The organism is Sporomusa aerivorans (assembly GCF_041428895.1).
GTDB classification, from domain to species: domain Bacteria; phylum Bacillota; class Negativicutes; order Sporomusales; family Sporomusaceae; genus Sporomusa; species Sporomusa aerivorans.
On record NZ_CP156926.1, the window covers coordinates 2,808,646 to 2,828,090 of the forward strand.

General features: G+C 46.2%; 14 protein-coding genes. 11 read left to right on the plus strand and 3 right to left on the minus strand.

Features of this window, described 5'->3' with window-relative positions:
• Nucleotides 1-95: 95 nt before the first annotated feature.
• The 5 genes from gcvT to SATMO3_RS13165 all read left to right on the plus strand — a co-directional run bounded on the left by gcvT (nucleotide 96) and on the right by SATMO3_RS13165 (nucleotide 8,957).
• Complete coding sequence (gene gcvT, locus SATMO3_RS13145; RefSeq protein ID WP_371381238.1) at nucleotides 96-2,738, plus strand: glycine cleavage system aminomethyltransferase GcvT; 2,643 nt, start codon at nucleotides 96-98, stop codon at nucleotides 2,736-2,738.
• 343 nt (nucleotides 2,739-3,081) lie between these two features.
• The gene (locus SATMO3_RS13150; protein WP_371381239.1) at nucleotides 3,082-4,404 is read left to right on the plus strand and encodes a replication-associated recombination protein A; all 1,323 of its coding nucleotides are present in this window, start codon (nucleotides 3,082-3,084) and stop codon (nucleotides 4,402-4,404) included.
• Nucleotides 4,405-4,661: 257 nt separating this feature from the next.
• Nucleotides 4,662-6,857: a catalase/peroxidase HPI gene (katG, locus tag SATMO3_RS13155; RefSeq protein ID WP_371381240.1), complete on the plus strand. Its 2,196-nt coding sequence runs from the start codon at nucleotides 4,662-4,664 to the stop codon at nucleotides 6,855-6,857.
• A 380-nt stretch (nucleotides 6,858-7,237) separates the two neighbouring features.
• Entirely contained in the window at nucleotides 7,238-8,263 is a 1,026-nt protein-coding gene (locus SATMO3_RS13160; RefSeq protein WP_371381241.1) for a rod shape-determining protein, read from the plus strand.
• 40 nt (nucleotides 8,264-8,303) lie between these two features.
• The gene (locus tag SATMO3_RS13165; protein ID WP_371381242.1) at nucleotides 8,304-8,957 is read left to right on the plus strand and encodes a PAS domain-containing protein; all 654 of its coding nucleotides are present in this window, start codon (nucleotides 8,304-8,306) and stop codon (nucleotides 8,955-8,957) included.
• Between the two features lie 93 nt (nucleotides 8,958-9,050).
• On the opposite strand, the gene rnk is transcribed toward SATMO3_RS13165, so the two are convergent.
• Nucleotides 9,051-9,464 carry a nucleoside diphosphate kinase regulator gene (gene rnk, locus SATMO3_RS13170; RefSeq protein WP_371381243.1) on the minus strand — a complete coding sequence of 138 codons (414 nt, stop codon included), beginning with the start codon at nucleotides 9,462-9,464 and terminating at the stop codon, nucleotides 9,051-9,053.
• A 233-nt stretch (nucleotides 9,465-9,697) separates the two neighbouring features.
• Complete coding sequence (locus SATMO3_RS13175) at nucleotides 9,698-10,513, minus strand: NADH:flavin oxidoreductase (RefSeq protein ID WP_371381244.1); 816 nt, start codon at nucleotides 10,511-10,513, stop codon at nucleotides 9,698-9,700.
• A gap of 388 nt (nucleotides 10,514-10,901) precedes the next feature.
• Between SATMO3_RS13175 and SATMO3_RS13180 the strand changes: the two genes are divergently transcribed.
• Together SATMO3_RS13180 and SATMO3_RS13185 are read left to right on the plus strand one after the other, a co-directional pair.
• Nucleotides 10,902-12,383, plus strand: coding sequence for a DUF4118 domain-containing protein (locus SATMO3_RS13180; protein ID WP_371381245.1), 1,482 nt, complete (start codon nucleotides 10,902-10,904; stop codon nucleotides 12,381-12,383).
• A complete protein-coding gene (locus tag SATMO3_RS13185; RefSeq protein ID WP_371381246.1) occupies nucleotides 12,370-13,071 on the plus strand; it encodes a response regulator in 702 nt (233 codons plus the stop codon). Before SATMO3_RS13180 ends, SATMO3_RS13185 begins: the two co-directional genes overlap by 14 nt.
• 186 nt (nucleotides 13,072-13,257) lie before the next feature.
• Here the strand turns inward: SATMO3_RS13185 and SATMO3_RS13190 are convergent, their stop codons facing one another.
• On the minus strand, nucleotides 13,258-13,824 hold the full coding sequence (locus SATMO3_RS13190) for a class I SAM-dependent methyltransferase (protein WP_371381247.1): 567 nt from the start codon (nucleotides 13,822-13,824) through the stop codon (nucleotides 13,258-13,260).
• 1,136 nt (nucleotides 13,825-14,960) lie between these two features.
• Between SATMO3_RS13190 and SATMO3_RS13195 the strand changes: the two genes are divergently transcribed.
• The 4 genes from SATMO3_RS13195 (at nucleotide 14,961) to SATMO3_RS13210 (ending at nucleotide 19,443) form a co-directional block, all read left to right on the plus strand.
• Entirely contained in the window at nucleotides 14,961-15,656 is a 696-nt protein-coding gene (locus tag SATMO3_RS13195) for a FadR/GntR family transcriptional regulator (RefSeq protein ID WP_371381248.1), read from the plus strand.
• Nucleotides 15,657-15,707: 51 nt separating this feature from the next.
• The gene (locus tag SATMO3_RS13200; protein WP_371381249.1) at nucleotides 15,708-16,901 is read left to right on the plus strand and encodes an MFS transporter; all 1,194 of its coding nucleotides are present in this window, start codon (nucleotides 15,708-15,710) and stop codon (nucleotides 16,899-16,901) included.
• A gap of 422 nt (nucleotides 16,902-17,323) precedes the next feature.
• Nucleotides 17,324-18,463 carry an ABC transporter substrate-binding protein gene (locus SATMO3_RS13205; protein ID WP_371381250.1) on the plus strand — a complete coding sequence of 380 codons (1,140 nt, stop codon included), beginning with the start codon at nucleotides 17,324-17,326 and terminating at the stop codon, nucleotides 18,461-18,463.
• 104 nt (nucleotides 18,464-18,567) lie between these two features.
• Entirely contained in the window at nucleotides 18,568-19,443 is an 876-nt protein-coding gene (locus tag SATMO3_RS13210) for a branched-chain amino acid ABC transporter permease (RefSeq protein WP_371381251.1), read from the plus strand.
• Nucleotides 19,444-19,445 lie beyond the last annotated feature (2 nt).

Consider the following 19,445-nt stretch of genomic DNA (forward strand, 5'->3'; position numbering starts at 1 on the left):
AAAGCCCAATATTTACCAAGAATGTCGGTTTTAGGTATCGAAAAACGCGGTGTTCATCGCCAATTTTCTGCAGGAAAATTATGGAGGTTGATAATATGGCAGCGTTAAAAAGGACAGTACTTTATGACAATCACGTAAAGTCAGGTGCAAAGATGGTGGATTTCGGCGGATGGGAAATGCCGATCAATTATAAAACGGGAATCATTGAAGAACATATTTACACCAGGAAAAAGGCCGGCATATTTGATGTGTCGCACATGGGAAGATTCGTTATATCCGGTAAAGAAGCTGCGAAATTTCTCCAATATGTTTTAACGAATAATGTTTTTGCCCTTGACCTTAAGCAGGCGCAATATACCATGATTCCGAACGGGAATGGCGGCGCGCTTGATGATGCTTATCTTTACCGCTTCTATGAAGATGAGTATTTGCTTGTTGTAAATGCTGCCAACGCCGAAAAGGACTGGGAACATTTACAAGGGGAAATAGCGGGATTTGACGCGGAAATTACTGATAAGTCCAGCGAACTGGCTATGATTTCGGTACAGGGACCGGACTCGAAGAGCATCCTCAGTACACTTACCGGCAGCGTTTATCTTACGGAACCGGTAAAGAACGCACTGGATATTCTAAAGCTTGACGGGCAAGAAGTGCTTGTTGCCAGGACGGGTTATACCGGAGAGCCGTTAGGCTTTGAGTTGTTTGTTAAAGCATCCGTGGCAGCCGTTATTTGGGAAAGGCTGCTTGCGTACGGGGCTATGGCTATTGGCCTTGGCGCCAGAGATACACTGAGGCTTGAGGCCGGACTGCCTCTTTATGGACACGAATTGGGCTTAGGTCCTGACGGCGGGGAAATCCCGATTTTCTCTTGCCCTTTAGCTAAATTTGCCGTAAGCTTTGCTGCAGCCAAAGGCGATTATATAGGCAGAGAAGCTTTGACCAAACAATATACAGCTTTTAAAAAGATAATGGAAAGAGATTTTGCCGATCTGGCCGATTTAACCAGAATAGTAAAACCGATCGCCTTGCTTGATAAAGGTGTTGCCAGGGCAGGCTGTAAGGTTTTCAAAGGTGATAAGGAAATAGGCTACATAACAAGCGCAACCATGGTGCCTTATTTAAAGGCTGAAGGATATGGGCTTGAAAGCAAAATTACCGATGATAAAGCAACGAGAGCAATCGGTCTGGCCTTGCTTGATGGCGATGTAGAACTGAACGATAAGGTGGCGGTGGAGATCAGAGGCAACAAGGTGAAGGCTGTTATCACGCCTTATCATCTGAAAAGCGATGCTCCTCCGTTTGCCAGACCGATTATTTATGGAGCTCTAGTAGACTGTACATTTGACAGTTCGGCAGATTACAAGACCAAGGCTTTGCAGCTCATCGAAAAAAGTTGCCGGAACACCTTATGGAGACAGAAAGAAGCCATTAACCTTATTCCCTCTGAGCAGACACCCTCTGCCGCTGTCAGACTGTTGTCGGTAATGGATCCTTCTTTTAGGTATGCGGAGCACAAGAAAATGAAATCATTCTATGACTACGATATTTTTTACTATCAAGGTACCGGCTTCATTGATGAGATCGAGCATTTATTGATGGCAGAAATGAAAAAATACCTCAAATGTACTGAGGTAGAAACAAGAGTTGTCAGCGGTCAGATGGCAAACACTGCAGTTTTTAGTGCGATTATGGATTTCAAAAACAGAGTAAATAGAAAAAAGGACGCTGCCCGTTTGGGCTACGTACTAAACAATCACATTATCAGGGGTGGACACTTGAGTGCCCAGCCTATGGGCGCTTTGCATGACTACATAGCCATTGATCCTGTCACCGAAAAAAACGCAGTTGTCAATTTTCCGGTAGAAAAGGATAACAGTTTCAAAATCGATGTTGAGGAAACGAAAAAAGTCATAGAGAAATATAGACCGGAGCTTATCATTTTCGGTAAGAGCATGGTATTACATAAAGAACCGGTAAGAGAAATCCGTCAGTTTATCGATGACCAGAAAATCAATGCGGTTATCATGTATGACATGGCTCACGTACTTGGACTGGTAGGGGATTACTTCCAGAATCCATTTGCTGAAGGTGCGGAAATTGTCACAGGTTCAACCCATAAGACCTTCTTCGGCACCCAAAGAGGAATCATTGCCGGCAATTACGACAAGGATGATTATAAATTCGGATTATGGGAAACCATCGAAACAAGAGCTTTTCCTGGAAGCGTAAGCAATCACCACCTGGGTACTATGCTTGGGCTGCTGATGGCAGCTTATGAAATGAACAGCTTCAAAGATGAGTACCAGAAGAATATAATCGAAAATGCCAAGTATTTTGCAAAATGTCTTAAGAATGCCGGACTGGATGTTGCCGGCGATCCTTCTATATCTTACACGGAGACTCATCAGGTAATTGTGAGGGTGGGATATGGCACAGGGCCGGAAATAGCAAACAGGCTCGAAAACAACAATATCATCGTCAACTATCAGGCTACGCCTGAAGAAGAAGGCTTCTCGGCTTCCGGCGCAATCAGGCTTGGCGTTTCTGAAATGACGAGATTCGGCTTTGGCTGCAAAGAGTTTGAACAGACGGCAGAATATATAGCGGACATCGTTCTAAAGAATAAATCCATCAAGGCAGAAGTTGCAAAACTTAGGGGTAATTTCACCGATCTAAAGTACTGCTTTAACGATGAGGATATTACGAAAAATCTTGAAAAATTGATGTCCACTTTTTAAGGGAGAATAAATAACATCGGCTGCTTACAGAAATAGTGAAAAGTAAGTGATAGTACGGTTCTTTTTGAATTTTACATTACAGTCTTTATCCAGACTGACATTTGAAGTAGCTTTTCAGTCAGCCCCTAAAGGGGCTTTTTTTCATGCAGCATTACATTTTAATTAGGCTAAATAAATAACTGCCAGCGTATCCCGCCTCCTTTTTAAAGGGACGAACACTTTTAATTTTCGTAGTGTACAGAGTCGTATATTCTTGTTGGCTGTACCCATTGAATATTTTGGCAATTGGATGATAATATATAATAGAACATATGTACTGTTTTGGGAAGGTCAGGTGTAATAAATGGATTATATACAAGGCACTTTTTTTGAAAATATGCATAAAGCCCCTTTGGCCGACAGGATCAGGCCAAGAACTTTGGAAGAATATATTGGTCAGATACATATCCTGGGTAAGGGCAAGGTACTAAGACAGATCATAGAATCGGATAATATTACTTCGATGATTCTGTGGGGGCCGCCTGGTGTTGGCAAAACTACCCTGGCTATGATTATCGCCAATATAACGAATGCTAAATTTATAACCTTTAGTGCGGTAACTTCCGGCATCAAAGAGATTAAGGAAATCATGGTGAAAGCAGAAAAGAGCAGGCTGATGGGCGAGCGGACCGTGATCTTTGTGGATGAAATCCACCGCTTTAACAAAGCACAGCAGGACGCTTTTCTTCCTCATGTCGAGAAAGGCAACATTATTCTCATCGGCGCCACTACGGAAAACCCCTCTTTCGAGGTTAACTCCGCCTTGCTATCGAGAAGCAGGGTATTTGTCCTGCATTCTTTGCAAACAGAAGATATTATGAGGCTATTAAAGCATGCTTTGCAGGATGAAAGAGGCTATGGCGGCCAACAAATTGAGATTGCCGATGAACTTCTGGAATTAATTTCCGTATATGCCAACGGAGATGCCAGGACAGCGCTTAATGTGCTGGAAATGGCGGTGATGAGCGGTTCCAAACAGGGGGACACTACGATAATCAGTAAGGATATCGTGGAAGGGTGCCTCCAAAAGAAAGCATTATTATATGACAAAAACGGGGAAGAACATTATAATCTTATCTCAGCCTTGCACAAATCCATGCGCAACAGTGATCCCGACGCTGCAGTCTATTGGCTGGCCAGAATGCTGGAAGCAGGAGAAGAACCGTTGTTTGTTGCCAGAAGGCTGGTCCGTTTTGCCTCTGAAGACATCGGCCTGGCTGATCCCAGAGCTTTGGAAATGACTGTCGCCGTGTATAATGCCGTCCATTATCTGGGTATGCCCGAGTGTAATGTGCATTTAACCCAGGCGGTGGTATATCTTGCGGTGGCTGCCAAGTCTAATGCCCTATATGTGGCCTATGAAAACGCTAAAAAGGATGCGAACAGTACGCTGGCAGATGGTGTGCCCTTGCACCTGCGGAATGCCCCAACTAAGCTGATGGCAAGCCTCGACTATGGTAAAGGTTATCAATATGCACATAATGTCGCGGATAAAGTAACGAATATGCAGTGTCTGCCGAAAAACTTGCACGACCGGCAGTATTATCAGCCTACAGGGCAAGGCCTTGAAAAAAATATCAAAGAACGTTTGGAATTTATCAAAAAGCTGAAAAATGAAAAACATTAGAAATTAGAAGCAAAAGGGCGGAGTTGATAATATGACATCAACTCCGCCTTTTATTGACATTATAATTCCAATTCTGTGTTGACAACCAATAATTTAATGAATAAAATAAAATTACAATAATTTATAGATTTAGAATATTTATTAAGAAACATTACTGTTGTATTCGTGAGTGACAATCCTTTTGCATCACCAGGAATAGCATTTATTTCGGCGTATTTGTCCTAAGTGACTTGTCAAAATAGAGAAGGAGTGATTTCATGAGTGAAGACAGCAAGTGTCCAGTAACAGGCATGACCAGAAAAGCCATTGCCGGCGGCGGTACCTCAAACCGGGATTGGTGGCCGAACCAGTTAAACCTTAAAGTTTTGCACCAGCATTCCTCGCTTTCCAATCCAATGGATGAGTCTTTCAACTACGCTGAAGAGTTCAAGAGTCTCGATCTTGATGCCCTGAAGAAAGACTTATATGCGTTGATGACTGACTCGCAGGATTGGTGGCCAGCTGATTACGGTCATTACGGGCCGCTCTTCATAAGGATGGCATGGCACAGTGCTGGTACATACCGAAACAATGATGGTCGCGGCGGCGCGGGGTCTGGCTCCCAGCGTTTGGCTCCCCTCAACAGCTGGCCTGACAATGTGAACCTCGACAAAGCACGCCGTTTGCTTTGGCCGCTCAAGCAGAAATACGGCAGAAGGATATCCTGGGCCGACCTGATGATCCTTGCCGGAAATTGCGCTTTGGAGTCGATGGGCTTAAAAACGTTCGGTTTTGGCGGCGGACGCGTGGATGTTTGGGAACCGGAAGAGGATATCTATTGGGGATCTGAGGGCGAGTGGCTGGGCGACAAGCGTTATTCCGGCGACCGGGAGCTTGAGAATCCGCTTGCCGCCGTGCAGATGGGCCTGATCTATGTGAACCCGGAAGGGCCGAACGGTAATCCGGATCCGGTCGCTTCCGGCCGTGACGTTCGGGATACCTTCGCCCGTATGGCTATGAACGATGAAGAAACTGTTGCGCTCGTCGCAGGCGGCCATACATTCGGCAAATGCCACGGTGCTGGTCCGGCGGCTCATGTGGGTCCTGAGCCCGAGGCCGCCGTCATCGAGGAACAGGGACTAGGCTGGAAGAGCAGCTTTGGGAGCGGCAAAGGCGGCCATACAATTGGCAGTGGCATTGAGGGGGCCTGGAAGCCGAACCCGACTAAATGGGACATGGGCTATCTAAAGGTGCTGTTCAGATACGAGTGGGAACTGGTCAAGAGTCCGGCCGGAGCACATCAGTGGCTGGCCAAGGATGTAGCCGAAGAAGACATGGTAGTTGATGCGCACGATCCAGCAAAGAAACACCGGCCGATGATGACCACGGCAGATCTCTCCCTGCGCTACGATCCGGTTTACGAACCGATCGCGCGGCGCTACCTGCAAAACCCTGAAGAATTTCAGGACGCCTTCGCCCGGGCATGGTTCAAGCTGACTCACCGCGACATGGGGCCTCGTTCACTCTACCTTGGTCCGGAGGTTCCGACGGAAGAACTTATCTGGCAGGATCCGGTGCCCCCGGTCGATCATGAACTGATCAGTGAACAGGATATTTCGGATCTCAAGGACAAGATCCTTGCTTCAGGCCTGTCAATCTCCCAGTTGATTTCAACAGCCTGGGCTTCTGCAGCCACGTTCCGTGGCTCTGACAAGCGCGGTGGAGCGAACGGGGCACGCATCCGCCTGACACCTCAAAGGGATTGGGAAGTCAACCAGCCGGATCAACTGAATACCGTCCTTCTGGCTCTGGAAAAAATTCAGATAGATTTTAACAGCGCCCACAAGGACTCTAAAAAGGTTTCGCTGGCCGACCTGATCGTACTGGGTGGCTGCGCTGGAATCGAGCAGGCTGCCAAGAATGCCGGCAGCAATGTGACCATTCCGTTCAAACCGGGACGCACCGATTCATCCCAGGAGCAGACCGATGTCCATTCTTTTGCAGTACTGGAACCGAAGGCTGACGGGTTCCGCAATTACCTGAAAGGCAAATTTTCCGTATCGGCAGAGGAATTGCTGGTTGACCGGGCGCAATTGCTGACGCTGACCGCTCCTGAGATGACGGTTCTCGTTGGTGGCCTGCGTGTATTAAATACCAACTTCGGACAGTCGGAGCACGGCGTTTTCACCAAGCGGCCAGATGCGCTTACCAATGATTTCTTCGTAAATCTGCTCGACATGCGTACCGCCTGGAAAGCGGTCTCGCAAGACGCCGACGTGTTCGAGGGGCGTGATCGTGCAACTGGTGAACTTAAGTGGACCGGCACCCGGGTCGATCTCATATTTGGTTCGAACTCCCAACTCCGGGCCATCGCGGAAGTATATGGTTGCAAGGATTCCCAAGAGAAGTTCCTGCGTGACTTTGTAGCGGCATGGGACAAGGTTATGAATCTTGACCGCTTCGACCTGGCCTGATAGCGGTAAAATGGCTGCAGGGATTTTTGAAACAATCCAGATTTGTAGTCGGATACCCGGGAAGCGATAACACATCCTCTCCTCCACCATGCAAACGTCTGTCAGGGCGGAGTTGAGCCGGACACTGTCTCTTGACACTATGGAGAGCGGTAACGGTTCGTAGCTGAATAAAAGGCCCTTCCCCCAAAGGCCGTTTCGGTTTTAAAACTGAAACGGCCTTTTGCATTCTCACACCGCACTCACACGGTTTCGCACTTTCTCACACCGTACTCACAGCATTTTTGTTATGATGATTGGTATTGAACAATCATTTGATATGAGGTCAAAGAGATGAAGAAAGTGAACACGGTTAAAACCGCTAGTGTAGGCGGTGACTGTTAATGAATAGGTTGTTTCGGGCATTAGGCTGTGACCTGGGAATCGATTTGGGGACCGCCAACACGCTGGTCTATAGCAGAGGGCAGGGTATTGTTCTGCAGGAACCTTCGGTAGTTGCGGTGCTTCAGCATACCGGCGAGGTGCTGGCAGTAGGCGAGGAAGCCAGGGCCATGCTGGGCCGGACCCCGGGTAATATCGTGGCACGCCGGCCATTAAAAAATGGGGTTATTGCTGATCTTTACGTTACTCAGCAAATGTTACAGTATTTTATTCGCAAGGCTGTTTCGGCGCGTTTTTATAAGAAGCCGCGGGTTGTTATCGGCGTTCCTTCGATCAATACGGAGGTGGAGAAAAGGGCTGTGGTATCGGCAGCTACACAGGCCGGCGCCCATAAAGTGTATTTAATCGAAGAGGCTATGGCGGCCGCTATCGGCGCAGGCTTGTCTGTGGAAGAACCCACAGGCAATATGGTGGTTGATATTGGCGGTGGAACAACCGAGGTGGCGGTCATTTCACTGGGCGGTATTGTCAGGAGTCAGGCTATCCGTATTGGCGGCGTTGAAATGGACGAAGCGATCAGCCAGTATGTAAAAAGAACACACAGTCTGATTATCGGTGAACGGACAGCGGAGGCTGTCAAGATTGCTATTGGTTCAACCGTCGCATTACCGGAGGATGAAGCACAACTGGAGATTCGTGGACGCAACATGTTGACCGGACTGCCAAAGGCATTGGTCCTTTCGGAACAGGAGGTGCGCCTTGCCTTGGTTGAACCGGTCGCCGCCATTGTTGAGGTGGTAAAAAACACGCTGGAACGCACACCGCCTGAACTGGTCGCCGATATTATCGACCGTGGCATGGTCCTGACCGGCGGTGGCGCTTTGCTGCGGGGGCTGGATGCGCTGCTGGTTAAGGAAACCGGCATTACGGTGTGTATAGCGGATGAGCCCCTTGCTTGTGTGGCGCATGGCACCGGAAAAATATTGGACAATCTCAAAATTCTGCGCCCGATGACGCATTCCATATGAGAAAGCCTGTAAGAGGGGAGGCGATTTGGTGCGCTTATGTATGCCATGTACAGATAGGCCTGGGTTGCTGCTTGACATCTCGCAAATTCTGGTGAATTGGGAATGTAACATAGTATCTGTCGAGGTGGATAAGGGTGCACTTTATCTGGAGTGCCAGATTGCTTTTGAGGAACAAAAGCCGCAGATTATGCGAGAATTGCAACAGGTGGTTGGAATCTACAAAGTTAGCGAAGTCTTTGATATGCCGTCGAAAGAACGGGCCGAACAGCTTGAGGCTGTCCTGGCCTCTGTTCCGGATGGCGTGTTGGCCGTAAATGACTCAGGGATACTAAAACACTGCAATAAAGCAGCTGCCAACATCCTAAAGCTAAAGGAAGGCAGTCTGGAACAACCGTTGCCACCCGACCTGGCGGATAGTCTCCTTATTTGGCGGATGCTAAACAACGGCTGTTCCTTTCGCAACAAGAAGATCTTTATTGAGAGTATCGGCAGATACTGTATGGTTAGTGCCCGGCCTCTGCGCAACGATATCAATGAAGTTGTCGGAGCTGTTGTTATGATTTGCGATAGCCGGGATGTCCGGGAATTTGTGCAGAAGATGACGGCTTCTTTGCCGGTTGCTTTTATGGATATAGCTTTTGCAAGTCCGGCTATGAAAAAGGTATTAGAGAGCTTACGGTCTGGCGGTCATTGAAATAAGCAAGGCCACTGCAGAATATGGCAATGGCCTTGCTTGTTTTAGGTCTTGGTGTTGTCCGTGTTCGCTGTTAATAGATTATGGTTACCGTTATAAATCAAAATTACCGCTGGCCTCAGGCTGAAAAAGAATTTTCTCCACTTTTAGCAGAGCGGTCCCTCCGGGAATTTCCCGTTCAACCTTATCGCTTTCCCGGTATCCCAAAATAGCCATGCCGATCGGCGCTAATACCGAAATTTTTCCTTCCAACATATCGGCTTCATCCGGATAAACCAGAGTGCAGATCATTTCCTCCCCACTGCTCAGATCCTTCAGCAATACCTGTGACCGCATTGTAATCACATCAGCGGGAATGGCCTGCGGTTCGATAATAACAGCCCGCTTCAGTTCGGACTTCAATTCGTCTAAGTACAGCTTTCTGTCTGGCGCAAATTCCTCTTCGAGCTGGATTAATTTCCCCAGTCTCTCCTGATCCGTGCGGGTAATAAAAATAGTCCTTGACAATCCTGTCTCCCCTTTCTTTCAAATTCGCTCAGCAGGCGTAAAAACAGAACGGTTATATGGTGATGCATGTATAATGCTTAAACGGAAGCAGGCAACTTTTTTGTTCATTATTCCTGCCATGGAATAGGATAAAGGTCCTTGCCATAGCGTACGGTTACAGGATTGTACTTTCACCTGTGTATTGGTATACTAAAAAAGACCAGGAAAATTAAGGGGATTGTTTTTTCAAGAAATCAGATTCGTCCTGCCAGTCTGCAAAGTATCCTTTGTGACACAAGGTTCAGTGTATCTGCCAGTGGTAATAACAGGAATTTTATAATAACAGGGGTTTTAACGGATTTTTTAATCTTTTCTGCTAAACAGGCTAAATATCCGGAATTTGTTGAGACGAGTATTGCACTAACCCCGGCGTCTTCCAGGCGTCTGACTATAGCGCTTATTTCAGTAATACTTAAATCCCCGGTTCTAACAATAATAGGATATGCGTTGCCAACCTGCTGTCTAATGCCTTGAATAATTAGCAGGAGGAATCTCATCCTATTTTCGAGATTACCACCAAATTCATCTATTCTTTTATTCATGCGCGGCGATAGAAGTTGGCCAATTAAATAACCATGCGCAGCATGTACTTCAACGGCGTCAACGCCTGTATCCCGGCATCTTCTGGCGGCATCCGCGAACTTTTGAATGATTTCCTGAATTTTTTCAGTTGTAAGTTCCTGTGGAATATCCAACCATTTTGAGCAAGCAATAGGAGCTGAGGCAACAGGGGGAATACCCGCGACTAAAGCACTGGTTTCTCTGCCGGCGTAGTGGAGTTGTACAGAAACCTTGGCGCCATATTTATGGCACTCATTTACTAAGTTTTTTAACCCGGCAATGTGTTTGTCAGACCACAAACCAAGTTGATTCGCTATAGTCTTTCCCAATGGATCGACAGCGGTTGCATCAATAGTAATTAATCCAGTTCCGCCTTTTGCCTTTGCGATATGACAATCAATTAAATACTGAGATATATTAGCATCTTGATTTGCACAATTTGTTCCCATTGGCAGGCGCCTCCTTCCATCAAATCATGCAGCGGCTTACCCAAAACGTGGAACCTGTCTATTGCTCACTCTAAGCGATTAGCTCATTGGAAGTTATTATAACAAAAATGTTGTGAGTACGGTGTGAGAATGCACGAAACCGTGTGAGAGCGCTGTGAGGAAGACTTGGCGCCTATTGCGGCGGTTGTCCCATTATGTTTATGCTGGTGGGCTAATCTGTCTGCGCCTTTGTCGCCGTCTGGGGGGACGGTTTTTTTGTTGCCTTGGGAGATCTTAAAAAGAAAGGACCTAAGCCATGATGGAGCGCATTACTAAAAATATTATAGAATCTATGATGACCGCGAAACCAGATAGTGGTATAAAATCTGTCATCTGTCGCGCAGGTATTATGCTTGTTTTGGTAATCGCCGCCTCCGCTACCGGGTATTTTTTTCGTGCCATGGGATTACTGGAAACCAATATCGCCATTGTTTACCTTTTAGCCGTTTTGTTAACAGCTCGCTTTACGGATGGATATGTTTTCGGTATTCTTGCTTCCCTGCTCGCGGCGTTCTTCTTCAATTTCTTATTTGTCGATCCGATTTATACCTTTTCTGTATATGCCCATAGGTATGTTATCACTTTTATTATTATGACCATTGCGGCGCTGGTCACGAGTACCCTTACCACACATGCCAAACAGAATGCAATAGATGCCCGTGAAAAAGAAGCCGGCACAAAGATTCTATATACATTGACAAACCATCTTACAGAGGCAGAAGATATTCATGATATTGCAAGGATTGCAACGCGCGCTATCAGCAAAATGCTAAACAGTAGTGTAGGATGCCTCTGGCTTGATCCGAATGGAAAACCGGAACAGATCTTTAGCCAGCAGGTTTCTCCTCAAAAGCAGATTCGCCGGGAAATTCCGGATGTGGACGCACTTCTGCACCGGATCGAAGGACTGAAAACCGACTACGATATCGGCCCGGAGTTTTATGACTGGCCGATCTATGGACGGGAGACAACGCTGGGGATTATCCGGGTTGCCAACGAAACTGCAAAAGTCATGAACGAATCGCAAACCCGAATGCTGCATGCCATGATCGAAAGCACGGCGTTGGCAATGGATCGTTTTCGCGCCACGCAGCAGCGGATAGAATTCAATGAGGAAATTGCACGAGAGCGCTTTCGGGGAAATTTGCTGCGGTCAATTTCCCATGACTTGCGCACACCTCTTGCCGGCATCATAGGAACTTCTGAAATGCTGTTGAATATGACGGCGAAGGATGACCTGCGATACCCACTTATGGCAGGAATCCATAAAGATGCCAATTGGCTGCATTCTTTGGTTGAGAACATTTTGAGCCTGACCCGTCTGCAGGACGGAAAGCTGGTGCTCAACAAACAGGAGGAAGCCGCCGAAGAGGTCGTAGGTGCCGCGATCCGCCATATTTCACGGTACTACCCGGAGTATGAAATAGCAGTTAATGTACCGGATGAATTGTTGCTCGTACCAATGGACGCCAAGCTGATCAGACAGGTACTTATCAATCTTTTGGATAATGCCGTCAAGCATACATCTCTCCAGGATGAAATCTGTGTTTCGGTGACAAAGGATGCGGAGAAGAACTGTGCCGTGTTTTCGGTCCGCGACAGTGGAGAAGGCATTACGGACTCCGAGTTGCCGAATATCTTTCAGATGTTTTATACGTCGCGGGTCAAGCATTCGGATGCACAGCCCGGCATAGGACTGGGGCTTCCCATATGCGACGCGGTGGTGAAGGCGCATGGAGGGAGCATAACGGCCCATAACCGCGTGGATGGCCCAGGAGTGGAGCTTATCTTTACGCTCCCATTGGAGGTAGTAGACCATGAATCTATATAACGCCTACGTCCTGGCAGTTGAGGACGACAGGCAAATACGAAATTATATCTGTTATTTGCTGGACGCAGAAGGTTTCAGGCATATTGCTGCAAGCACCGGTGAGGGTGCATTAAGTATACTTGTCTCAGAACCAATCGACCTGATGCTGCTTGATCTGGGACTTCCGGACATTGATGGCATGGAGGTCATCAGAAAAGTGCGCGAATGGTCGGAAATGCCGATTATCGTTATTTCCGCACGCGACCAAGACAAGGAAAAAGCAGCCGCGCTGGATTTGGGAGCCGACGATTATCTGACAAAGCCCTTTTCCGCAACGGAGCTTTTTGCCCGAATCCGTGTTGTGCTGCGATATTTATATCGGCAACATAGCGGTAACAAAGCGCAGGGTATCCTCCAGGTAGGCGGGCTGCAAATCGACCTCGATAAACGATTACTTTATGTAGATGGCAGCGAAACCCATGTCACACCCATGGAATATAACCTGCTGTCGCTATTTTTTAAGAATATTGGCAAGGTGCTTACGACAAAGCAAATTTTGAAAGAAATTTGGGGCATAGGTTATGGCAGTGATACGCAGGCCTTGCGGGCCCTCATGGCGGGGCTCAGACGAAAAATCGAAAAAAATCCGGCAAAACCACGGTATATCCTGACAGAAATAGGGGTCGGTTACCGGCTGGTAGATGAATAAAGTCCTCGGCTGCACCGGGTATAAGCAGGTCACCCCTGTTAACGCGCCGGAAAGGAAGCTTGCCTCTCATGGCATACATCAGGTGATTTATGACTAAAAAAAGAGTGCGAGCTTTTCTGAAAAATAGCTCCGCCCCCAACCAGATTTAGGATCGATGGCCTCTGAAGAGGCATTTAGAAGGTTGCTCTACCATTTATATACTAAGAATCCATAGTGGTAAGGTGGTAAGTCGATAAGATTGGCTTTCAACTTAAATCCGGCATCTATGGCCCATTGCTTAATTTGTTCGGGTTTCGGACGAATATCCAAACTTGGTCCTCTGGGGGTAGTTGGATCATAGTTCCAATGAATAAGACCAGCTTTTCCACCTGTTTTGAGAATTCGATAAGTTTCATTTAAAATTTCTAGCGGGTTAATATGATGTAAGATATTAAATAGCGTTACATAGTCGATCGAATTAGTGGCGAGTCCTGTTCCATCTGCTATAAAATCACGTTTAATTATATTGACTTTGGATTTATGGGAAGCAGTACGAGTAGTGGCGGCTTCAATCATCTGGTCATCAATGTCGAAAGAAATCACATTACCTCGGATTCTTTCTGCAGTAGGGGAAGTAAATGTTCCGTAGCCGGTACCAAACTCTACAAGGGAATCAATCTGTTCATTGATTTCTAGTTTGTCGAGAATGAGTATAACATCTAATAAACTCTCCCAGTATGACTGGTCGGGCATTCCGCTGTCACGAACTTTCATAATTTTAACTCCTCATATTTAAAATTTAAATGGTAAATAGAAAAGCGAAGTTTTTCCACATAAGGATAAAACTTCGCCTTCAGTTTTTCTGATCAGCAAATAGTAGACTTTATTCAAATTAGAAATATTTTAATCAGTATATCATGATTAAATTATTAGTAAAATCATCTTTTTTTTAATAGTTCCTATTGATTTAGTCAATATATGACAGATACCCTCAAATTTTATGCCTTGTTCGGAATGTAGAGTTACCCGGCGGCCATTGGAAAAGACAGCATGCATAATGGAATTAACAGGATTATAGAGCAAAATATTAGAGGGCAATGAAACAGGGAACTTTGCCACCGGAAATGGAGCTGCGCATAGAAATTGCCAGTTTGGAAGAAAAACTGCAAACTGCCGATAAGGCAGAAAAAGCTGACGGAAAAGAAAGTGTTTTATGATGGAACGAAGAAAACGTTAAATAAAAGCTATACTATTGTTCATAGCACTATAGTGAGGACTTAACATATTATAGAGTAAACGCCAATAGGGGAGGTATCCTTGTGGGTTGCTATTCTTACGCACATGACTGGCGGTTGCCAAGGACCGCTAAAAGATGTGTTAAAACCTATACTTCAGTCTTGAACTTATATAAAGTATGTTATTTAAGATTATATAAAGTATGCCTGTGGTGTGGTTGCGAGTTTGATGAGCATTACTTTCATGGTGAGTGTCCTTGTTGTGGCAATGATGATCCTCCACCGCAGCCGGGGTTTGTTCTTTTTCCGGAACTGCTGCTTGCAAGTTCGCCGCTGGCCCTTTTTCCCGAACTAGCATTTTATCCATAGAGATTTTTTAACTACGCTGATAAACTTAGAGAAATAAGATTTTGGGGGTTGCACTATCCCGGGAGGGATGGTCATTGTAACTGGTAAAGTGTACAGGAAGAGAATCTGAAAGGCTGGATTAGCGGGAGATGGGTTATGTTCGCCTAGACGTTGTCTGGGCGAATTTTCGTTGTCTGAGCAAATAACTCCCCCAACTTTATGGCGATCACTAATAAAATCTGTAAAACTATGGATAAGCATTACACCTGCGCCTCTTGACAACACTACAATAAGATGATAGTTTATAGTCAAACAGGAGATGATCTGATGAATATTACATTTAAAGGTGTGCAACAAAGAAAATTGGGAGATCAAGTAATTCAGCAGCTTCAAGAAAAAATTTCGTTAGGGGAACTGAAGCCTGGTGATAAAATTCCTACCGAGCCTGAACTCATGAGCATGCTTGGTGTAGGTCGTTCCACAATCCGAGAAGCGATACGCGTTCTAGTAAAAGCTGGCCTGCTTGAAGTTCGGCAGGGAGATGGGACGTATGTGCTCGATAAAAATGTTAATTCAGAACCATTAGCGCATCGACTGCGGCGGGCTACCATACTGGAAGTGTACGAGGTTCGACGTATACTTGAATTGGAAATAGCAAAGCTGGCGGCCCAGCGCCGGACGGAAGATGATCTTTCTTATATGCGCGAAAGCTTGAACAGGAGACGTGAAGCAAGACGCGTAGACGATAATCGCGCCTATGTTGATAGCGATCTTGAATTTCATCTTGCTGTCGCTGCTGCGAGCAAGAATAGTGTTCTTGCCGATTTATATCAAAGTTTTTCTAACGCATTGCGGGATGCCTTGGACAAGTTGGTTTCAGACCGGGAACTATATCAAAACCAGATTTCCATCCATGAACAGTTATTAGATGCCCTTGAACGTAAAGATGGACAAGCGGCTGAATATTGGACTGCTGAGAATCTAGACAGAACAATGAAAGATTTACAAGCATTATTACGATAAATGATTTCATAATTTTAAACATCAGATGATAAGATGAAAATGAGGTGCAAAATGAAAAATCGTTTTCTCTGGTTGCTGTCTGCAGGGCATCTGTTCGCCGATTTGAACCAAGGGGCGTTGCCAGCCATACTGCCTTTTCTTATTGCCGAGTATAATCTGAGTTACGCTGCCGCTGCCGGCCTTGTTTTTGCGGCAAGTTTTGTTTCTTCCGTTGTGCAGCCTTTGTTCGGATATTTTGCCGATAAGAGTTCAAAGCCTTGGCTGATGCCGGGTGGTATTCTGTTAGCTGGCTGTGGTTTGGCTGCAGTGGGCTTTCTTTCCAACTATTGGTTGATTTTTGCAGCCGTAACGGTTAGCGGGGTCGGAATTGCAGCCTTTCATCCGGAGGCGGCGAGAATGGCTAATAAAGTTTCCGGTGAAAAAAAAGGAACTGGTATCAGTATTTTTTCCGTCGGCGGCAACGCAGGATTTGCTTTAGGGCCGGTTATCACCACGGCTTCACTGTTGTTCTGGGGATTGAAAGGCACATTGATCCTGATTGTGCCGGCAGCCATCATGGCGGCAATCATAGCCGCCCAGGCAGGCAGGCTGCAAGAGTTTCAGACGGTTGGTAAAAAAACGGGAGATATCCGAGACGCGGCAGTAGAAAAGGACGAGTGGGCTCCTTTTTCCAGACTCACGGTAGTTATATTTTGCCGTTCTATCATTTTTTACAGCCTGAATACTTTTTTGCCATTGTACTGGATCAATATACTCCAGCAATCAAAAGCCGCCGGTGGCTCCGCGTTAACTATTTTATTCATGATCGGGGCAGTGAGCACTCTGTTTGGCGGGCAGTTAGCAGACCGTTTTGGTTACAATAAGATTATTCGGATTGGATTTGTTGCGCTTTTGCCTTTCCTAGCGGTGTTTACCATGGTAAACAATGTAGCCTTGGCAACTATATTGCTGATTCCTATAGGTATGACGCTTTTCGCACCTAACAGCCCCATGACGGTTCTGGGACAAAAATATCTTCCCAACCGGCTTGGTCTGGCTTCAGGAGTCACGCTGGGGCTGGCAGTAAGCGTGGGCGGCATAACCGCACCGATGTTAGGATGGTTTGCAGACAAATATGGACTGCCGCTTGCAATGGAATTAGTCACTTATCTGTCTATAATACCGGCAGTTATGGCTTTTACTTTACCTGCTCCCCAGTCTGATACAGCTACAGGCAGGCAATTTCTGGCTAAGAAGGGTATCTGAGGATCAAAACGCTTACTTCATTGTTTTGTTACATGTAGCGGTTTAAAGTAAATATCCTTTCCGGCGGATAATGAATAGGCCTATGTAGCAAACTGTTTGCCTTGGCGTTTGCAAAACAAGTGCTAAATAACTAAAATATATATTACTATATTGACACTGGTTTCATTGGCAGGTATAGTATAACTAGCAATTAAGCGGACCATAATCATATGGATGCTTGATGCAAGGGAGCGAGGTACCCTTCTATAAAAGGGGTGCTGAGAATACGCCAACTGAATAAACCACTGGCTGATCAGAAGACTGAAGGTCAATGTTGACTCCGAGCTTATGCTTGGGTCAACATTGGCTTTTTTTAATTTTCGTAAAAGCCGGTGCTGTTTTACCGTAGGCGGTCCAATCAAAAACTACAAGGAGGAATTTGCGTGCTTAGGTTTCTGTCGAGAAAAATGGCTATTTTACTAATTTTCCTGGTTTCGATCTTCGCAGTCGGGTGTGGTGGAGGATCGCCTTCGGCATCGCAAGAAATCAGCCTGGGCCTGACAGCGCCGATGACCGGGGACTATGCTGAATATGGTACGGTGTTTAAGAACGCCGCTGAACTGGCAATTGAGAAGGTCAACGCCAAAGGCGGAGTAAACGGTAAAAAACTTAAACTGGTTGTGGGTGACAGCAAAGCGGACCCGAAAGAAGCGGCCAACATCGCCCAGAAGTTTGTTTCAGATAGCAATATCACGGCGGTAATTGGTGATTTTACCAGTACCGCAGCTCTTGCCGGCGCGCCTATCTATCAAAAAAGCGGCTTGGTTCAGCTGTCGCCGACGTCCTCACATCCTGACTTCACGAAACAGGGCAATTACATTTTCCGCAATATTGCCAGCCAGGCGGTTGAAGGACCGGCTTTGGCTGAGTATGTAGTGAAAGACCTCAATAAAAAGAAGGTTGCCATCGTCTACATAAAAAATGACTGGGGTATTGTAGCCCATGAATTTTTCATGAAGAAAGCAAAAGAACTGGGCGCGGAGATTGTCGCGCTTGAACCATACCTGCCAGAGCAGGGTAAGGACTTTAGCGCAATCATCACCAAGATAAAGGAACAAAAACCTGATCTGATTTATTTGGGGATGATGTATACTGACGGAGCACTATTTGCCCAGCAGGTTAAAAAAGCTGACTTAAATGTGACGCTTGCCGGTACTGGCGCCCTCTATTCCAGCGAACTGCTGAAGCTTGGCGGCGCTGCTGTAGAAGGGCTATATCTGACAGTTTCTTTCTATCCGGAGGATACCCGTCCTGAAGTGCAGGATTTTGTTAAAAGCTATCAGGAGAAGTATGGTAAGCTGCCAACGCAGTTTGCCGCTCAGGCCTATGATGCAACTAACCTAATCATTGAAGCGCTGAAGAAGGGTGCAACCGATAGAAAGTCTTTACGTGATAATCTTGCCGGTATCAAGGATTTCCCGGGAGTAACCGGCATTACCACTTTTGATGAAAATCGCGATGTAAACAAAACTCTGTCGAGATTAATTATTAAAGATGGAAAGTACATTCCTTTCCGTCAGTAAATAGCGGGCATATGCTTGTGACTCTTTCTTATTTGCCGGGGTTTGGATGCCCCGGCGAATAAGGTAACGCCCAGTGTTTTAACTTCGCCTGAAGGAGTGGTGCGATGTTTTTGCAGCAAATTATCAATGGTTTGACGCAAGGCAGTATATATTCTCTTATCGCAATTGGTTTCACTTTGATTTTTGGTGTGTTAGGCCTGGTAAACTTCGCCCACGGCGAAGTTTATATGGTTGGCGCTTTTTTAGGTTTTTTCCTGATCACCGGGCTAAAGCTGTCTTTTTTGCCGGCATTGCTTCTGGCTATGGCTGGTTCGGCCCTTGTTGGCGTTATCGTCGAGCTTGTAGCCTTTAGGACGTTGCGGAACGCGCCTGATGTTGCGCCTATGGTGTGTACTCTCGGATTATCTGTTGTGCTGCAAAATGCAGCCATGCTTTGGTGGGGAAGTGACACCAAGAGTTTGCCGACGGATTCTTTTGATTTGCAGTTTTATCCCATTCTAAATTTACAGGTTTCCAATGCCCAGTTACTCATTTTGGGAGTTTCCATTGCTTTAATGCTGGTTTTGCAGTTTATCCTGTATCGCTCAAAAATAGGCAAAGCCATCCGGGCAACGGCCCAAAATAAAGATGCGGCTAGCCTTATGGGTGTAAATATCAATAAAATAATAGCGGCAACCTTCGCGTTAGGTTCTGCGCTTGGTGGGGCTGCCGGCGTCTTGATTGGCATGTATTATAACGCTTTTTATCCTATGATGGGTTTTAGCGCCGGGCTGAAGGCTTTTACAGCCACTGTTTTTGGCGGCTTGACAAGTGTTCCCGGAGCAGTGCTTGGCGGTTTGATTTTAGGGGTGGTTGAGAACCTGACCGCCGCCTACATTTCATCCGGTTATAGAGATATGTTAGCATTTGCCCTCCTCGTGCTGGTTTTGCTCATAAAACCGTCAGGCTTATTCGGCCGAGATACTCAAGGGAAAGTGTAGGG

What these genes read in the sequence shown, in the direction of transcription:
- SATMO3_RS13210 (WP_371381251.1), top strand. Translation starts at nt 18,568, where the DNA reads ATGTTTTTGCAGCAAATTATCAATGGTTTGACGCAAGGCAGTATATAT.
- gcvT (WP_371381238.1), top strand. Translation starts at nt 96, where the DNA reads ATGGCAGCGTTAAAAAGGACAGTACTTTATGACAATCACGTAAAGTCA.
- SATMO3_RS13180 (WP_371381245.1), top strand. Translation starts at nt 10,902, where the DNA reads ATGCTTGTTTTGGTAATCGCCGCCTCCGCTACCGGGTATTTTTTTCGT.
- SATMO3_RS13165 (WP_371381242.1), top strand. Translation starts at nt 8,304, where the DNA reads ATGCCATGTACAGATAGGCCTGGGTTGCTGCTTGACATCTCGCAAATT.
- katG (WP_371381240.1), top strand. Translation starts at nt 4,662, where the DNA reads ATGAGTGAAGACAGCAAGTGTCCAGTAACAGGCATGACCAGAAAAGCC.
- SATMO3_RS13190 (WP_371381247.1), bottom strand. Translation starts at nt 13,824, where the DNA reads ATGAAAGTTCGTGACAGCGGAATGCCCGACCAGTCATACTGGGAGAGT.
- SATMO3_RS13150 (WP_371381239.1), top strand. Translation starts at nt 3,082, where the DNA reads ATGGATTATATACAAGGCACTTTTTTTGAAAATATGCATAAAGCCCCT.
- SATMO3_RS13200 (WP_371381249.1), top strand. Translation starts at nt 15,708, where the DNA reads ATGAAAAATCGTTTTCTCTGGTTGCTGTCTGCAGGGCATCTGTTCGCC.
- SATMO3_RS13175 (WP_371381244.1), bottom strand. Translation starts at nt 10,513, where the DNA reads ATGGGAACAAATTGTGCAAATCAAGATGCTAATATATCTCAGTATTTA.
- SATMO3_RS13195 (WP_371381248.1), top strand. Translation starts at nt 14,961, where the DNA reads ATGAATATTACATTTAAAGGTGTGCAACAAAGAAAATTGGGAGATCAA.
- SATMO3_RS13185 (WP_371381246.1), top strand. Translation starts at nt 12,370, where the DNA reads ATGAATCTATATAACGCCTACGTCCTGGCAGTTGAGGACGACAGGCAA.
- SATMO3_RS13160 (WP_371381241.1), top strand. Translation starts at nt 7,238, where the DNA reads ATGAATAGGTTGTTTCGGGCATTAGGCTGTGACCTGGGAATCGATTTG.